The organism is uncultured Gemella sp. (genome assembly GCF_963537375.1).
Taxonomy (GTDB): domain Bacteria; phylum Bacillota; class Bacilli; order Staphylococcales; family Gemellaceae; genus Gemella.
This window is the reverse complement of the sequence record NZ_CAUTDQ010000001.1, coordinates 111103-125104: the sequence shown is the minus strand read 5'-3', so window position 1 is coordinate 125104 and position 14002 is coordinate 111103. Positions and strand designations below refer to the sequence as shown.

19 protein-coding genes and 1 CRISPR repeat array (1 of these 20 cut by a window edge) are annotated in these 14002 nt (G+C 29.7%); all 19 genes read left to right on the top strand.

Going from position 1 to position 14002, the window contains the following annotated elements; genetic code table 11:
- On the top strand, positions 1–2684 hold a 2684-nt coding region (locus RYK99_RS00625), incomplete at its 5' end, for a tail fiber domain-containing protein (RefSeq protein ID WP_314989188.1).
- The gene (locus RYK99_RS00620) at positions 2677–2859 is read left to right on the top strand and encodes a hypothetical protein (RefSeq protein WP_314989186.1); all 183 of its coding nucleotides are present in this window, start codon (positions 2677–2679) and stop codon (positions 2857–2859) included. The genes RYK99_RS00625 and RYK99_RS00620, both read left to right, overlap by 8 nt.
- Before the next feature lies 1 nt (position 2860).
- Positions 2861–3616, top strand: a complete 756-nt coding sequence (locus RYK99_RS00615) for a carbohydrate-binding protein (protein ID WP_314989184.1) — start codon at positions 2861–2863, stop codon at positions 3614–3616.
- Between the two features lies 1 nt (position 3617).
- Positions 3618–3938, top strand: coding sequence for a hypothetical protein (locus RYK99_RS00610; RefSeq protein ID WP_314989182.1), 321 nt, complete (start codon positions 3618–3620; stop codon positions 3936–3938).
- A gap of 54 nt (positions 3939–3992) precedes the next feature.
- Positions 3993–4337 carry a hypothetical protein gene (locus RYK99_RS00605; RefSeq protein ID WP_314989180.1) on the top strand — a complete coding sequence of 115 codons (345 nt, stop codon included), beginning with the start codon at positions 3993–3995 and terminating at the stop codon, positions 4335–4337.
- Between the two features lie 11 nt (positions 4338–4348).
- Complete coding sequence (locus tag RYK99_RS00600; protein WP_314989178.1) at positions 4349–4618, top strand: phage holin family protein; 270 nt, start codon at positions 4349–4351, stop codon at positions 4616–4618.
- A complete protein-coding gene (locus RYK99_RS00595) occupies positions 4618–5343 on the top strand; it encodes an SH3 domain-containing protein (RefSeq protein WP_314989176.1) in 726 nt (241 codons plus the stop codon). The genes RYK99_RS00600 and RYK99_RS00595 overlap by 1 nt, the downstream gene beginning before the upstream one ends.
- Positions 5344–5489: 146 nt before the next feature.
- Positions 5490–5816 (top strand): hypothetical protein, encoded by a 327-nt coding sequence (locus RYK99_RS00590; RefSeq protein ID WP_314989174.1) that lies wholly within the window; start codon positions 5490–5492, stop codon positions 5814–5816.
- 13 nt (positions 5817–5829) lie between these two features.
- A complete protein-coding gene (locus RYK99_RS00585; protein WP_314989173.1) occupies positions 5830–6162 on the top strand; it encodes a hypothetical protein in 333 nt (110 codons plus the stop codon).
- 1 nt (position 6163) lies between these two features.
- Positions 6164–6514: a hypothetical protein gene (locus RYK99_RS00580; protein WP_314989171.1), complete on the top strand. Its 351-nt coding sequence runs from the start codon at positions 6164–6166 to the stop codon at positions 6512–6514.
- A 1-nt stretch (position 6515) separates the two neighbouring features.
- Positions 6516–7763 carry a DEAD/DEAH box helicase gene (locus tag RYK99_RS00575; protein WP_314989169.1) on the top strand — a complete coding sequence of 416 codons (1248 nt, stop codon included), beginning with the start codon at positions 6516–6518 and terminating at the stop codon, positions 7761–7763.
- Complete coding sequence (locus tag RYK99_RS00570) at positions 7736–8764, top strand: hypothetical protein (RefSeq protein WP_314989167.1); 1029 nt, start codon at positions 7736–7738, stop codon at positions 8762–8764. Before RYK99_RS00575 ends, RYK99_RS00570 begins: the two co-directional genes overlap by 28 nt.
- Complete coding sequence (locus tag RYK99_RS00565) at positions 8748–9848, top strand: phosphoadenosine phosphosulfate reductase family protein (RefSeq protein WP_314989166.1); 1101 nt, start codon at positions 8748–8750, stop codon at positions 9846–9848. The genes RYK99_RS00570 and RYK99_RS00565 overlap by 17 nt, the downstream gene beginning before the upstream one ends.
- Positions 9845–10345 carry a ParB/RepB/Spo0J family partition protein gene (locus RYK99_RS00560; RefSeq protein ID WP_314989164.1) on the top strand — a complete coding sequence of 167 codons (501 nt, stop codon included), beginning with the start codon at positions 9845–9847 and terminating at the stop codon, positions 10343–10345. The genes RYK99_RS00565 and RYK99_RS00560 overlap by 4 nt, the downstream gene beginning before the upstream one ends.
- A gap of 118 nt (positions 10346–10463) precedes the next feature.
- On the top strand, positions 10464–10643 hold the full coding sequence (locus RYK99_RS00555) for a hypothetical protein (protein ID WP_060913971.1): 180 nt from the start codon (positions 10464–10466) through the stop codon (positions 10641–10643).
- Between the two features lie 205 nt (positions 10644–10848).
- Positions 10849–12006, top strand: coding sequence for a type II CRISPR RNA-guided endonuclease Cas9 (gene cas9, locus RYK99_RS00550; RefSeq protein WP_399543933.1), 1158 nt, complete (start codon positions 10849–10851; stop codon positions 12004–12006).
- Entirely contained in the window at positions 11981–12856 is an 876-nt protein-coding gene (gene cas1, locus RYK99_RS00545) for a type II CRISPR-associated endonuclease Cas1 (RefSeq protein WP_314989160.1), read from the top strand. The genes cas9 and cas1 overlap by 26 nt, the downstream gene beginning before the upstream one ends.
- Positions 12857–12860: 4 nt before the next feature.
- Positions 12861–13166, top strand: a complete 306-nt coding sequence (gene cas2 / locus RYK99_RS00540; RefSeq protein ID WP_314989157.1) for a CRISPR-associated endonuclease Cas2 — start codon at positions 12861–12863, stop codon at positions 13164–13166.
- Positions 13163–13837, top strand: a complete 675-nt coding sequence (csn2, locus tag RYK99_RS00535) for a type II-A CRISPR-associated protein Csn2 (RefSeq protein ID WP_314989155.1) — start codon at positions 13163–13165, stop codon at positions 13835–13837. The genes cas2 and csn2 overlap by 4 nt, the downstream gene beginning before the upstream one ends.
- Before the next feature lie 160 nt (positions 13838–13997).
- Positions 13998–14002: direct repeats of the CRISPR family, unit length 36 nt; it runs 1473 nt beyond the window's last position.

The following is a 14002-nucleotide window of genomic DNA, read 5'->3' as shown; positions in this document are numbered from 1 at the left end:
AGCTTAGAGGACTTGTTAACGGTGCTACTAGCAAGGTTACAGAACTAGAAACTAGTATTACTAGAGAATTTACTAACGTTAAAAAGAAAAATGAAGATAGTTTAAATGCAGTTAAGGCAGAATTTACTAAAGGTGTAGACGGACTAACAAGCAAGATTACTTCACTTGAAGAATATAAAAATCAAGATGGCACACGAACTGAAAACTTGAAACAATGGGTTCAGAGAGATACAGCAAGTCAATTAAGCAGAGAACGTACTGAAATCAATAGAATTATTGATAATAAAGGGTTTGTTAAGAACACAGAATTTAGTAGTAAGTTTACAGAGAGTGCTAGAGGGATAATCAACCAACTATCAGCGTTAGAGACCTACAAGAATCAAGACGGAGCAAGAACTGCTAATTTACAGATTTGGGTTCAAAATAACACTGCTAACCAACTGACTGCAGCAAGACGTAGTATTGAAAGTTGGGTTAATGAAAAAGGTTATGCAACAACTTCTGTAGTTGAAAACAAAGTACAAGAAACAGCAAATAGTTTTAGTCGAGAGATTAGTAATGTAAGAAATAGTATTCCAACTAGTGTAGGTGGTAGAAACTATATTACTGATAGTAAGAAATTAGATTATAAATTTTTGGGTAGCTGGGATAAATGGGAAAAATCAGTATCAGAAGATATATTAATATTAACTAAAGTTGGTGGAAATGATACTACAGGTTTTTTTATAAATTTAACAGATATATTAAAAACTGAATTTCAAAATGAAACATTAACATGGTCAATAGATATCAAAGCTAGTAGGAATGCAACTTTTAATACTGTTGGTTTTGAAACTAACGGACAAAAACGAGTTGATATAACAACTAAATGGCAAAGAATATCTCATACATTTATTAATAAATTTACTAATTACTTTGCATTTACTTTTTATCACCCTACTACTAATTTTAACAATGGAGATAAAATTTATATCAAATTGCCTAAATTAGAAAAAGGAAATGTTGCAACTGACTGGACACCAGCACCCGAAGATGTAGAACAAAATGTCAACGAGTTAAACACATGGAAACAAACTGCTAATCAAACTTTAAATACAGTTACTAGCACGTTAAACGATACTGTAAGGCACTCACAACTAAGAGTAGGCGCTGATAAGATTGATTTTGGTTCAAATCAAGTGTTCGATGGAAGAAATCTTGCAAGTATGCTTTCTGTTAGTCCAGAGAGTATTAACGCTATAACTGATAAATTAGTAATCACTCCATCTAATGAGAATCTAGTAAGAGTGAATCAACGTGAAAGTATAACAAGTAGTGAACGTGATACTTTCATTACCGATGATATCAAGGAAGATTTAAGTGATGGAGCAGAATTTTACTTCAAAGCAAAATTTTCTAGCAATGGAAGAGGTAAGCAAAGAATAGGAATACATATATATGTTACATATACAGATAACAGTCAAAGTTGGGGATTTACTGAAATGTTCCCAATTAATAGCTATGCATGGAGTGAAGAAAGGACAGCAACCTTAAAATTTGGAAAGACCGCTGGGAAAAAAGTTAAACATTACGCTTTTGGTATCCATCAATCAGCGTGGAATGATTTTTCAAGTTGGACTATTAAGGAGTTAGAGCTTTACAAGAAAAAATCAGCAGAATTAATCGTAGATGGTTCAATCGAAGGTCGACAAATTAAAACTAATACCTTAGAAACTGGACACCACAAGGCAGGAAGTATCACTTCAGAAATTATTGCTGCTAACGCAGTCAAAGCTAAGCATGTGTTAATAGATGATGGTTTAATTCATAATTTACTAACGCATAATGCTTTTATCAACAAACTTTGGGCACAACAAGCTTTCATTAACAAATTAAATGCAGTTAAAATTAGGTCTACTCAAATTGACACAGATACCTTAAATGGTGTTGTAATATCTGGACAATCTAAAATTAAAATAGGTCAATATGGATTCTTACAACCTATCGAAAAAGGCTTACAAATTAACGCACCTGAGAATTTTGGAAGTAAGCGAGGTATTGGACTTCAAATTGCTGGTGAGGGTGTAGGACCAAAAGAAAGTGGAGTACCACCAGGATTATTCATATATGAAGACCCCGATTTCACAAGAGGGAATACTGTACCAAGTGCAGTTAATAGGGTACTATTAACAGTTGCTGGTATGGCTTGTTTTTCATCAAGAATATTAGGGTCTGTTGTTAAGGGTCAACCTATTCTTACAAATTTAGACTATAGTTCTCCATTCTCAAATCATGCTCCTGTAAAATTCATAGGATATAAAGAGGGCGGTTTCATGCGATTCTTTAGCACTGCCAACTCCAACTCTGATATTTGGAATATCAAAGTAGACCAATGGGGATCAGATAGAAAATTAAAAACTGATATTAAAGATTCAGAATTTAATGCTATTGAATTTGTAGAAAAGTTAAATTTCAAAGACCATGGCTGGAATAAAGATGAAATTGGTTATGAGAAACCACATACTAAATGTGGATTGATAGCTCAAGAAGTACAGGAACTTGATGAAAGTTTAGTAGTAGACTATGAAACTTATTTAGGGTTAGATGGATTACGATTAATCAATATCGCATTGAAAGCTATTCAAGAATTATCACAACAAAATAAAAAATTAAAAAACAAACTGGAGGAATTGATAAATGGATAACAAATTACAACCAATCGATTTAATCGCACAGGAATTAAGCGAAAAAACGATGCAATTAGCACATTATAAAGTTGCTTACAATGAGTTAACTAATGAGCTAGAAGCTAAAGAGAAAGAGCTTAAAGAATTAAAAGAAACTAAAGTAGAAGAAGTAAAACACGAGGAGGTACAATAATATGGCATTAGAAATTTCAGTTAAACAACCTAATCCAACTGCTGGAGGTTATAAAAGTGTAAACGTATATTTCAATATGAACACAGGAGGAATTTATTTCAATGGTAATGTTGAATTACCAGGTAAATTCGCAACTGCTAATGATGCAGAAATTCTAGAGGAAATTAGAAAACAAATTGCAGTTCAAATGTACACAGGTGAGGCTACACCTGCACTGGTTGCAGAATACGCTAATCTGAATAAGCAAGTAGGTATTTTAACAGGTAACAAACAAGATACTGCTGAACGTGAGAAAGCATTAACTAAGTTTGCTAATAAAGTTAATAAAGGTAATGATAAAGTGATTATGGCATTACTACTGAACGTGCTAGATCCTAAGACAATCAACGCTAAGAAAGATGTAATCATTAATGCATTTGATTCTTATGAAGTGAATGTTGATTACTCTGTAGGAGATAAGTTCAAACACGAAAATAAACTATATGAAGTAATTGAAGACCACACAAGCGTTGTAGAATGGATTCCTGGCAATGAGCCTACTAAATATAAAGAAATTACATTTGAACGTACTGAAAACAAAGAACAGTTAGAGGATGATAACAATCGATACATCACTAAATTACAGTTAGATGACGCATTAACTAAAGTAGTGCAAACAATCATGGAACAATTATCACAAGACGATGAAGGAGAAGAAAATCATGACAATCACGGAGAAAATAGCAACACTATATCACACGGCGAGGGGGATAATTAAGATGAAATTTAGCGTAAAACACATGAAATTTAAAGAAAATGATTATTTAGTACAAACTCACAAGAGATTAGTAATTACAGAAGCTGAAACATTGGAGCAAGTACCTAATTTTGGAAACTTACGTGAAATGGTTAGGTTAGCAGTTGAGGAATTCAAACGAAAAGAAGCTGAATTAAAAGCAATTGAGGAAGCACCAAAAGAAGTTGTTGCTCCAGTAAGTGAAGCACCTAAAGTGGAAGAAGCACCAAAAGAGGCAGTTACACCAACAGTAAGTGAAGTACCTAAAGAAACTACAGAAAGAAAAGAAGAGCATGCAGAATAGCATGTTCTATTTTATGAGGTAGTCTAAATGGCGAACTATATTTTGCAATTTATATTGCAACTTTTTACGGTAGCTATTATTCCATTAGTTAAGATATGGTTTGACAACAGCAATAAGCAAATAACAAAACAATTTGAACAGTTAAGTAGCGAAATAAAAAGCACGCAAGATAAAGTTGATGAAGTAACTCAGATAGGTTTGCATAATCGTGATTCAAATAAGAGTATTATGTCATATAGGTTGCACAAGGAATTTAGCGAGGCAATAGAACGAGGATTCACTACAAGCGAAGACTTATCAGAGTTGAGTGGATTATACAAAAGTTACGAGAAAATAGGTGGAAATGGTAAGATTGAAACCTTATTTAACCGATTTAAAACATTACCAATACATAAATAGGAGGACAAACAATGGAACAATTAGAAATATTAAAACCAGCACTAGTATTCTTAATAGTAACATTACTTGGAATGTTAGGTAAGTTTTTGAAAGAGTCAAAATTCTTTCCTAATCAAATGATACCTAACTTTCTTGGATTGTTAGGTGGACTAATAGGAATTATACTATTTAAAGATGCAACAGCAATTACACTTGGAGTTGGTACTGTTGGTTTACATCAGATTTACAGACAAACTGTAGGAGACAATTCAAATAATATAAACAAAACGGAGGATAAATAATGGTTAAAACAATTGAAATTACAAATGAAGCAAAAAGAATAGCAAACCTAGGAATAGGTGTTGATCAAGATGGAGCTTATGGAACACAATGTGTAGACTTAATTAACTATTCATCAGTGAAATTTTTTGGTAAAGCCATATGGGGTAATGCTATTGATCTATTGAATAGTGCTGCTGCATTAGGATATAAAGTTGAATATAATGAAGTAGGAAACTTAGATAGCAAACCACGAGCTGGAGCAGTATTTGTGATGGACACAACAAATATCTATGGGCATTCATACGGACATACAGGAATTGTAATTGAGGACAGTGATGGATATACTATGAAAACTATTGAACAAAATGTTGATGGTAATGCAGATGCATTATATGTAGGTGGTCCAGCACGTTATATGGAACGTAATTTTGATGGTATTGTAGGTTGGTTCTATTTCCCAGTTGATGATAACGAAGTAGTGGAAGAAAATTCTGATTTAATTTCACTTCCTGAAGTTCGTACATATACTGTAGGAGTAGAAAAACTTAACATTAGAAATGCACCGTCATTAGACGCTGAAATAGTAGGAACTTATGAACAAGGTGAAGAATTTGATTATATGGCGTTCTGTAATGCGAATGGGTATGAATGGTTATCTTACATTTCTAATAGTGGTGTAAGACGTTATGTGGCTTCAATGGATCTAGAGACATTTGAAACTCACGGGACATGGAGAAAGAAATAACTAACTGAATAAATCATAATGACTATTACAACCCCACTTAGTTGTGGGGTTTATTTTTTTTATAAACTTTTTTAAAAAAACTATTGACACGCTCGAGCGTGTATTGTATAATAATAAATGTAAGATAAAGAAAGAGGTAAAACATCATGGAATACACAGTTTATAAAAGAGGTCAAATCACAAAATACGAAGCAGGAGTTGTTTATAGAGCATACAAAAATAATGAAATCAACTGCTTACCAGAATTTACAAAATGGTTATATGATGAAACAAACGCTTATATTGGAACAGCTATTCAACGTTATAATCAAGATGCAAGAACTTACGATAGGGTATATGAAATAACTAGAAGTATTTTAGCAAAAGATTTTGATAAAGCAAACGAATTAATTAAAATGATTCAAGATGATTTTATTAGATTATGTGGTAAAAAATCAATGTTTTACAAATATAAAAAAGAAGAAGATAAATAGGAGGAAACTAAAGATGAGAAATGAACAAGTGCTAAAAGTATTTGAAGTAATAAAACAAAATGCAGAAGAAGGGAATATCTGTTTCTCTCTAGTAAATAGAGAGACAGGTAAATACCTAAAAAATAGTGATACAGGGAATGGTTGGAGAATATTTGGATTTTCACATCTAACAAACTGGGGTGACTTAATTCCTCAACATATATATGGTGTTTATGGAGATTTCTTATATCGTCTTGGTTACGAATATAATCAAGTAGATAATAGATATAATTCTGATGAAGAAATATTAGATGTTATTGAAAAGTTGTTAGTCGATTGGGATTTAAAATTAGAGGAAACTAAATAGTATGTGGAAAACAATTCAATTTAATAAACAAAACATTGAATTTGAGACTGATAGGGCAGTATTAATAAAACTGCCCAACAGTTCATATTATAAAAATTATAAATTTTGGCATCCATCTAAATTAATTAGACCGTTGAGAAAAGGAAATGGATATTTCTTAAGTTTATCCTACACAGATGAATTTAGATTTAAAATCTTCAAAAATGATAAAACAACTAAAGAAATATGTGGTGAAGAATTAGCATTATGCTTTAACCAACTTACAGAAGAAGATGACACAAGTTATTTAGAAGTTACTGAACCTGTAAGAATTGATAGAGATGTGGAAATAATTTCAGAATTGGAGCGTTAGTATGCTTACAGAAAATCAAAAACAAGCATTTGAGAAGTTTAAAAGATTAAAAGTAGGTGCTTTGTTCATGGAACAAGGTACGGGGAAAACTAAGGTAGCGTTAGAATTGATTAAAACTACAGATTGTGATTTAGTTTTGTTTTTCTGTCCGTTTTCTACAAAAGATAATCTACAAGATGAGATAAATAAATGGACGTTAGATATAGAATATAAAATTATAGGTTATCAAACGTTATCAAATAGTGATAAAACTTACATTGAATTACTTGAAGAAATAGAGAATAAAAAGCTATTCATTGTTGCTGATGAAAGTATATTTATTAAAAATGATGATACAAAACGATATAAAAGACTTATGAGCATTGCTAAAATGAGTGATTACAGATTAATTTTAAATGGTACACCATTAACAAAAAATGAATGGGATATTTACAATCAGATGAATTTTCTAAGTGAAAAAATAATAGGGATGAGTAAGCAAGAATTTTTAAATGTGTTCTTTAAAAAAATATCTTATAAGAAAGCTGGGAAACGTCCTAAAGAATTTTACAAGCTTTCTGATGTAAATATAGATTATTTACATAAACTTATAGCTCCTTATATATTTGAATGCGATTTTCAGTTTGATAAAAATGAAGAGATTAAACACATTAGAATAATTGCAAGTGAAGAAGCACAGAAAAGTTACAATCGTAAAAAGCAACAATTACTCAACTCAATTAGCAAGGGAGAAAGTATAATAGATCAATTCCAAAATCTAGCTTATAGTTGTTTTAACGATGAAAAAAGACATAAAGAAATAGCTGAATATATAAAAAAAGAAAATCAGATAATAGTGTTTTGTACTTTAGTTAGTGAAGCAATAAATATAGCTAATCAATTGAATTGCTATTTAATCACAGGTGATACCCCGTTGAGTGAACGTTCAAAAATAAAAGAGAAATTTAAAAATGATAGTAAGGCTTTAGTGATGACGTTAGGAACAGGTGCTTATGGTTTGAATTTACAATTTTGTAATAAGATTGCATTTAGTAGTATAACATTTGATTATGCAAAAACAGAACAAGCTCTTAAAAGAATTAAAAGAATGGGCCAAGAAAAAGATATTGAGTATATTTATTTTACTTCTAATTTAGGTATATTCAATATGATCTTTGAAAATAACGAAAAGAAAAGAAATTTAAAAGAGCTATTGATAGATAAGATTAAGGAGGATAGTGCATGCGATTATTTTACATCAAAACTTTAAATAAAAAGAAAGAAATAATAAAACAAAAGAAAACTGAATATAATCACATAGTTTATTTACTTCCTAAAAAATTTTATGATGAATTAAAAGATGTTTTAGAAGGTGTAGAGGTACATTTCTACGAAGATATTTCAAAGAGTAATGATCTAATCAATTATGCAAGAGAAGAAAGTCTATTGATACTGGATAGTCCAGCAAGATACAAGAATATTAGTAGTGCTAAATTTAGCAGATTGAGTAAAATCAGTAAACAATACACAAATAAAATAATTATTGATAGCGTGCCATTTGCTAGTGAAATAGAATTCTTATATGTTCCTTTATCGTATATAGATAGAAATATATTAGGATATCAACATTATTATTCATTTAGAGAAAATAATAGTGAAATATATCAAGATAAGCAATGGAGAAGCCACGATTTTGAATTGAATGCTAAGAAAATGAGCGGTATTACCTATCAAGAATATCAGTCATTCTTATCTGGAATTGATATAAAAACTCATGAAGTAGTGTTAACTCCAGCTGAAAAAGATGGATACAAAAAGAAAAAAGAAGAATGCTTTAATAAGTTTGATAGATTTAATCCTATTGTTACTGCATTAAGCGATTATTCAAATATGAGAGATAGTGTCTATGAAAAAATAGGAGAAGTATTGCAAGATATAAACGGAGAAGTAATACTATATACTAACATAAAAACTCATAATAAATATTTAAAAAAGAGATTTCCTAATGTTAATGTAAGAACATTCTATGATGTTAATGGAGATGAACAAAATTACAAGAATATAATATTATGTGAAGTTCCGATAGCTAGAGCATACCTATTTACAGATGTGTTAAGTCGATTAAATAAAGGAACAACAGTACATATTATTAAACCTAATGTTCCTGCGATTAAATTACTATATAATCGAACGGTAAAAGAATATACACAGTTAGATGAATTTACTAAAATTTTAAGAAGGGAGATTGATTGCATTGAAACAAGGAGTTAAGATTTATATTAATAAGGATGTTTTAACAAGTGCTAGAGAGCGTATATCATTAGTGTTTGATAAGTTTGAAAATATATGTTGTTCTCTATCTGGAGGAAAAGATAGTACTGTATTATTGCATTTAGCATTAGAAGAAGCTAAAAGAAGAAATAGAAAAGTAAATGTATTTTTTTTAGATCAAGAGGCGGAATACAGTCACACAATAGAAATTATTGATTATTATATGAGATTACCAAATGTAGTCCCATATTGGTATCAAGTACCTATTAAAATGAGAAATGTAACAAGTTATACAGAAGAGTATTTAAATGCTTGGGGCATTGGTGAAAAATGGATGCGACCGAAAAGTGATATTTCTATTCATGAAGTTAAAGCAGAGTACAATAGCAGATTTTATGATTTTATAGATTGGTTCGAGGAACAGTGGGATAAGACTAAAACTTGCTTTTTAGTTGGTTTAAGAGCAGAAGAAAGCCTTAATAGATTTAGAGCTGTAACTAAATATCCTGGGATTGATGATTTAATGTGGACTACGAACACAAAAGGTAAAATTAAAGTATATCCATTGTATGACTGGACATTCGAGGATATATGGATTTATATAGCACAAAATAATGTGCCATACAATAAAATATATGATTTTATGTATAAATTAAATTTTGGTATGAATGAAATGAGAGTATCAAATTTAATTCATATCCACGCTTTTAAATGCTTAGCTTCACTTCCAGAATTCGAACCTGATACATACAATGCTTTACTTGAAAGGATAGGTGGTGTTCATATTGCTGCTAGGTATTCAAAAGAAGAGGTCATGTATGATACGAAAAAGTTACCTTCTAAATTTAAAACGTGGAAAGAATATCGTGATTTCTTATTAGAAACTACCCCCCTTGAGCATAAGGACATTTTTATAAAAAGGTTTGCTAAACAACCTGATCATGAGAGAACTTATAGAGGACAGTGTAAGCAATTACTATTAAATGGTTGGGGGAATGGTATTCCAGTACCTACAGCAAGTGCAATCAAGCAATATGAGGATAAAAAGAAAAAACAAATTGAAGAATGGAGTAAACTATTATGAAGAAACTAGAATTTCCATGCATGCAACCTAAGTTAGTATCAATTGATAAGGTTGTAGCAAATAATTATAATCCTAATAAAGTAGCTAAGCCAGAAATGGAATTGTTATATAAATCTATTTTAGAGGATGGATTAACAATGCCAGTAGTTACATTTTATGATGAAAAAATAGATAAATACGTTATTGTAGATGGATTCCATCGTTACACAATTGTTAAGGATTATTTTAAGTCAGATGTTGTTGCGATTAGTGTTATTGATAAAGATATTAAGCAAAGAATGGCGAGTACAGTAAGACATAATCGAGCAAGAGGAGTCCACAAGGTAGACTTACAAGCAGATATGGTAGTTGATTTACTTAAAAAAGGTTGGAATGACAATGACATTTCAAAAGAATTAGGAATGACATTAGAAGAAGTGTTGCGATTAAAACAACAAACTGGAATAGCAGAGCTATTTAAAGATAGAACACATTCAAAATCTTGGATAGTTAATTAAGGAGGTGATTTAAATGTTATTAAGTGGAGATAGATAATTATACTAAAGAGGGAGCTTTCTCCCTCTTTCATTAAATTTGTTTTTCTGATATAATTATAGAAAAAATTAGGAGAAGGACATGAATAAAATATCTGAAGCTAAACTAAGAAGCAATAAAAAGTGGGATGATAATAATCGTGAACGTAAAAGATATATTAATAAGAGATCTACAGCAAGAAGTTTTATTAAAACAATGGAACGAGAAGACATTCCAGAATTTGAAGCCTTATTAGAAGAACGTAAAGCTAGAAAAGATTAATATAAAATGTTATAATAAATTTGTTAGTAGAATTCAAAATTTACATATTTGAATTAAAAGAGGTAGTTGAATGACTATCTCTTATTTTTATTCAAGGGGCATAGGGGTACAAATTAGGGGCAAATTTCCCCGAAAAAGCATTTTTTTACGGGAAAATACGGGAGTAAGAAGTCAGTAATACAAGGGGTTTTAAGCACATTCGAGGATATATGGTATATACGAACATGCCTATGCGAAAGATGCATATTTAAACGTAGTAGTTGGTAATGTTTATGATACAAAATTCACACGAAATGTCTTTAACTTCATTAAAGATAAGAAAGATGGAAGAAAATACTCATTGAATAATGTCTTTTATGAAAATGTATCTAATTCTAATTCTGTCGCTTGGGAAATGAATAAAACAGTTCATCAGGTAGAAAAGGTTATGAACAATAACAATATTCTAGTAACAAGAAGAACATCAGAACAAAAAGGTGGATTGTTTGATGCTACTGTATATAAAGCTAAAGTAGCTGCTAAGGCTAAAGAAGGTGTGTATTATCCATTGAAAACTTCTGATATTATCATTAAAGATGTTACAAAATATGGTGGATATACTAGTATTGGTATAGCGTATTATTCAATTTTTGAATATACTTTGGTTAGTAAAAAAGGCGAAGAAAAAATAACTAGAATTATTCCAATACCTATTTATGTTTCTCAAAACATAAAAGATGATAGTTCACTATTAGAATATGGAAACACTCAAACTAATATTAAATCAGGTGAAAAAATAAAAGATTTCAAATTAAAATATAAAAAATTATGTATTGGAAGTTTTATTTTTATAAATAATTATCCGTATTATATTGGAGGAAAAAGTGGAAATAGATTTTATTATGATAACGCTGTACAAGTGATATTAGACTATGAAAGCGAGCTTTATTTAAAAATGCTATCTAAGTATAATAATTGGAAAAAAGAAAACAAAGATGGTGAACTTTGGGAAAGTATAACAAAAGAGAAAAATATAGAGTTATATAATAAGTTGATTGAAAAGATGAATTCTGGAATATTTATTAAGAAAAAACCAAATAAATATGATGAAATGAATAGTGAAGAGATTCGAAATAATTTCAGTAATATTGAAATAGAGGAACAGGTGAAGGTATTATTAGAAATATTGAATTTATTGACAAATAAAAAATCAACATTTGATCTAAAAAATATTAAAGTAGGGGCTGCTAGAGGGCTACAACTACTTGATTTGACAAAATTAAATCAATTCTCAATAATAGAGCAATCCGTTACAGGATTCTATGAAAAAGAAATAACAATAATAGGGGATAAAGAAAATGACATGGAGAACAATAATAGTTAGGGATAGGGCAAAGCTAGATTATAGCTTAAATTTCCTAACAGTAAGAAAAGAAGCGGAGACTAGGAAAGTTAGTCTTAGTGAGATATACATGATCATCATTGAAAGCACTGCGGTATCAATTACCGCCGTGCTTTTAAATGAACTCATGAAAAATAAAATAAAAGTAATATTTTGTGACGAAAAAAGAAATCCAAGTTCGGAATTAATACCATATTATGGTAGTCATGATACAAGTTTAAAATATAAAAATCAATTAGAGTGGACTACTGAAAGCAAAGAGCGTATTTGGACTAGAATAGTATATGAAAAAATACAAAATCAGATGTTATTGTTAAAAAAATTAGGTAAAGAAGAGTATAAATTATTAGAACAATATCTTACTGAACTTGAGTGGAATGATAATAGTAATAGAGAGGGACATGCAGCTAAGGTTTACTTTAATGCAATGTTTGGTATGGATTTTAGTAGAAATAAAGAATGTTTTATAAATGCTGCATTGGATTATGGTTATTCAATAATTCTTTCTGCATTCAATAGAGAAATTGTCTCATGCGGATACTTCACTCAACTTGGACTATGTCACAGAAATCCATATAATAAATTTAATCTAGCCAGTGATTTTATGGAACCTTTCAGAATATTAGTAGATGAAGTAGTGTATAGTTTAGAAGGTAACGAATTTACTAAAAATCATAAAAATATACTAGTCAATATTCTAAATACTACCGTTAAAATTGATGATAAAGAACAAACTTCAGCTAATGCAATAAAACTATATGTTAGAAGTTTGTTTACAGCATTAAAAGAAAATGATTTAGAGTATATAAAAATGTATAGTTATGAGTTATAGATTTATGAGAGTATTAGTAATGTTTGATCTTCCGACAGAAACATCACTTCAAAGAAAGAACTATAGAAAATTTAGAAAAACTCTAATAAAAAATGGTTTTATTATGATGCAAGAATCTGTCTATGTAAAACTAGCGATGAATCAAGGTAGTGCTGATTTAATTGTGAAGAGTATCAGAAAGATTTGTCCTGAAGAAGGTATTGTGCAAGTTTTACAAGTTACAGAAAAACAATTTTCTAAAATGGAGTTTCTAGTAGGAGAGAGTCAAACGGAATATGTTGATAACGATGAAAGGTTACTGGAATTATGAAGATAATTAATAAGAACTGGCAAAGAAAAATCGAGATAGAAGAAAACACTATTTATACATTAGTATTTGAAAATAAAAAATATTATAGGGAAAATATAAAGGAGTTAATAAGTCAACACAAAGGAAATGAAGGTAATTATATCTATTCAAATGATAATAAGGAGATATCATTTGAAAAGAGCAGTTATATAGTTACTGATATTTTTAATATAGAAATTAATAGTAAAAAAATTTTAACGAAGATTTATAATTCACTTTTAAAACAAATAATAGATGATACTGTAGAGTATAATGAATTAACAACACATATAAGAGCATATTTTGAAAAATTAATATTCAATAGTCCATTTGAAGTTGAACAAGTTGAAGAAATTGATGTAAATGCTTTATTGAAATTAGGTGATTTTCGAATTCACGTAGAAGATGATGATATTGTAGAAAAATTTATTAAATTTTTGAAAGTACTTGTGCAATTATGCGGAATAAATATCATCTTTATAGTAGGACTTCATAACGTTTTCAAAGATGAAGAAATAAAAGCAATATATAAGGAAGCTTGTGTCAATAAAATTAGTATTATAAACATAGAATTTCAACAATTTGAAAATCTTTCTAATGAAAACTACATAGAAAAAGTTTATATTTTTGATAGAGATAATTGTGAAATATAATGTTGCAATTTTGGAAAAATACTTGTATAATATAGGTAGATTCAAAATTTACATTCAAGTTCAAATAAAGATTTTATCTAAATTGCCTTTTGGCTGGATCGGTGTCGGTCCATTTTTTTATACCCAAATTCAAAATTTTCAATCCAAATCTCAATTTGAGGTTTG

Coding starts and splice junctions, on each gene's coding strand:
- RYK99_RS00595 (WP_314989176.1), top strand. CDS start 4,618: ATGGTTAAAACAATTGAAATTACAAATGAAGCAAAAAGAATAGCAAAC.
- RYK99_RS00600 (WP_314989178.1), top strand. CDS start 4,349: ATGGAACAATTAGAAATATTAAAACCAGCACTAGTATTCTTAATAGTA.
- RYK99_RS00575 (WP_314989169.1), top strand. CDS start 6,516: ATGCTTACAGAAAATCAAAAACAAGCATTTGAGAAGTTTAAAAGATTA.
- csn2 (WP_314989155.1), top strand. CDS start 13,163: ATGAAGATAATTAATAAGAACTGGCAAAGAAAAATCGAGATAGAAGAA.
- RYK99_RS00590 (WP_314989174.1), top strand. CDS start 5,490: ATGGAATACACAGTTTATAAAAGAGGTCAAATCACAAAATACGAAGCA.
- RYK99_RS00620 (WP_314989186.1), top strand. CDS start 2,677: ATGGATAACAAATTACAACCAATCGATTTAATCGCACAGGAATTAAGC.
- RYK99_RS00580 (WP_314989171.1), top strand. CDS start 6,164: ATGTGGAAAACAATTCAATTTAATAAACAAAACATTGAATTTGAGACT.
- RYK99_RS00585 (WP_314989173.1), top strand. CDS start 5,830: ATGAGAAATGAACAAGTGCTAAAAGTATTTGAAGTAATAAAACAAAAT.
- RYK99_RS00560 (WP_314989164.1), top strand. CDS start 9,845: ATGAAGAAACTAGAATTTCCATGCATGCAACCTAAGTTAGTATCAATT.
- RYK99_RS00610 (WP_314989182.1), top strand. CDS start 3,618: ATGAAATTTAGCGTAAAACACATGAAATTTAAAGAAAATGATTATTTA.
- RYK99_RS00555 (WP_060913971.1), top strand. CDS start 10,464: ATGAATAAAATATCTGAAGCTAAACTAAGAAGCAATAAAAAGTGGGAT.
- RYK99_RS00570 (WP_314989167.1), top strand. CDS start 7,736: ATGCGATTATTTTACATCAAAACTTTAAATAAAAAGAAAGAAATAATA.
- RYK99_RS00615 (WP_314989184.1), top strand. CDS start 2,861: ATGGCATTAGAAATTTCAGTTAAACAACCTAATCCAACTGCTGGAGGT.
- cas2 (WP_314989157.1), top strand. CDS start 12,861: ATGAGAGTATTAGTAATGTTTGATCTTCCGACAGAAACATCACTTCAA.
- cas1 (WP_314989160.1), top strand. CDS start 11,981: ATGACATGGAGAACAATAATAGTTAGGGATAGGGCAAAGCTAGATTAT.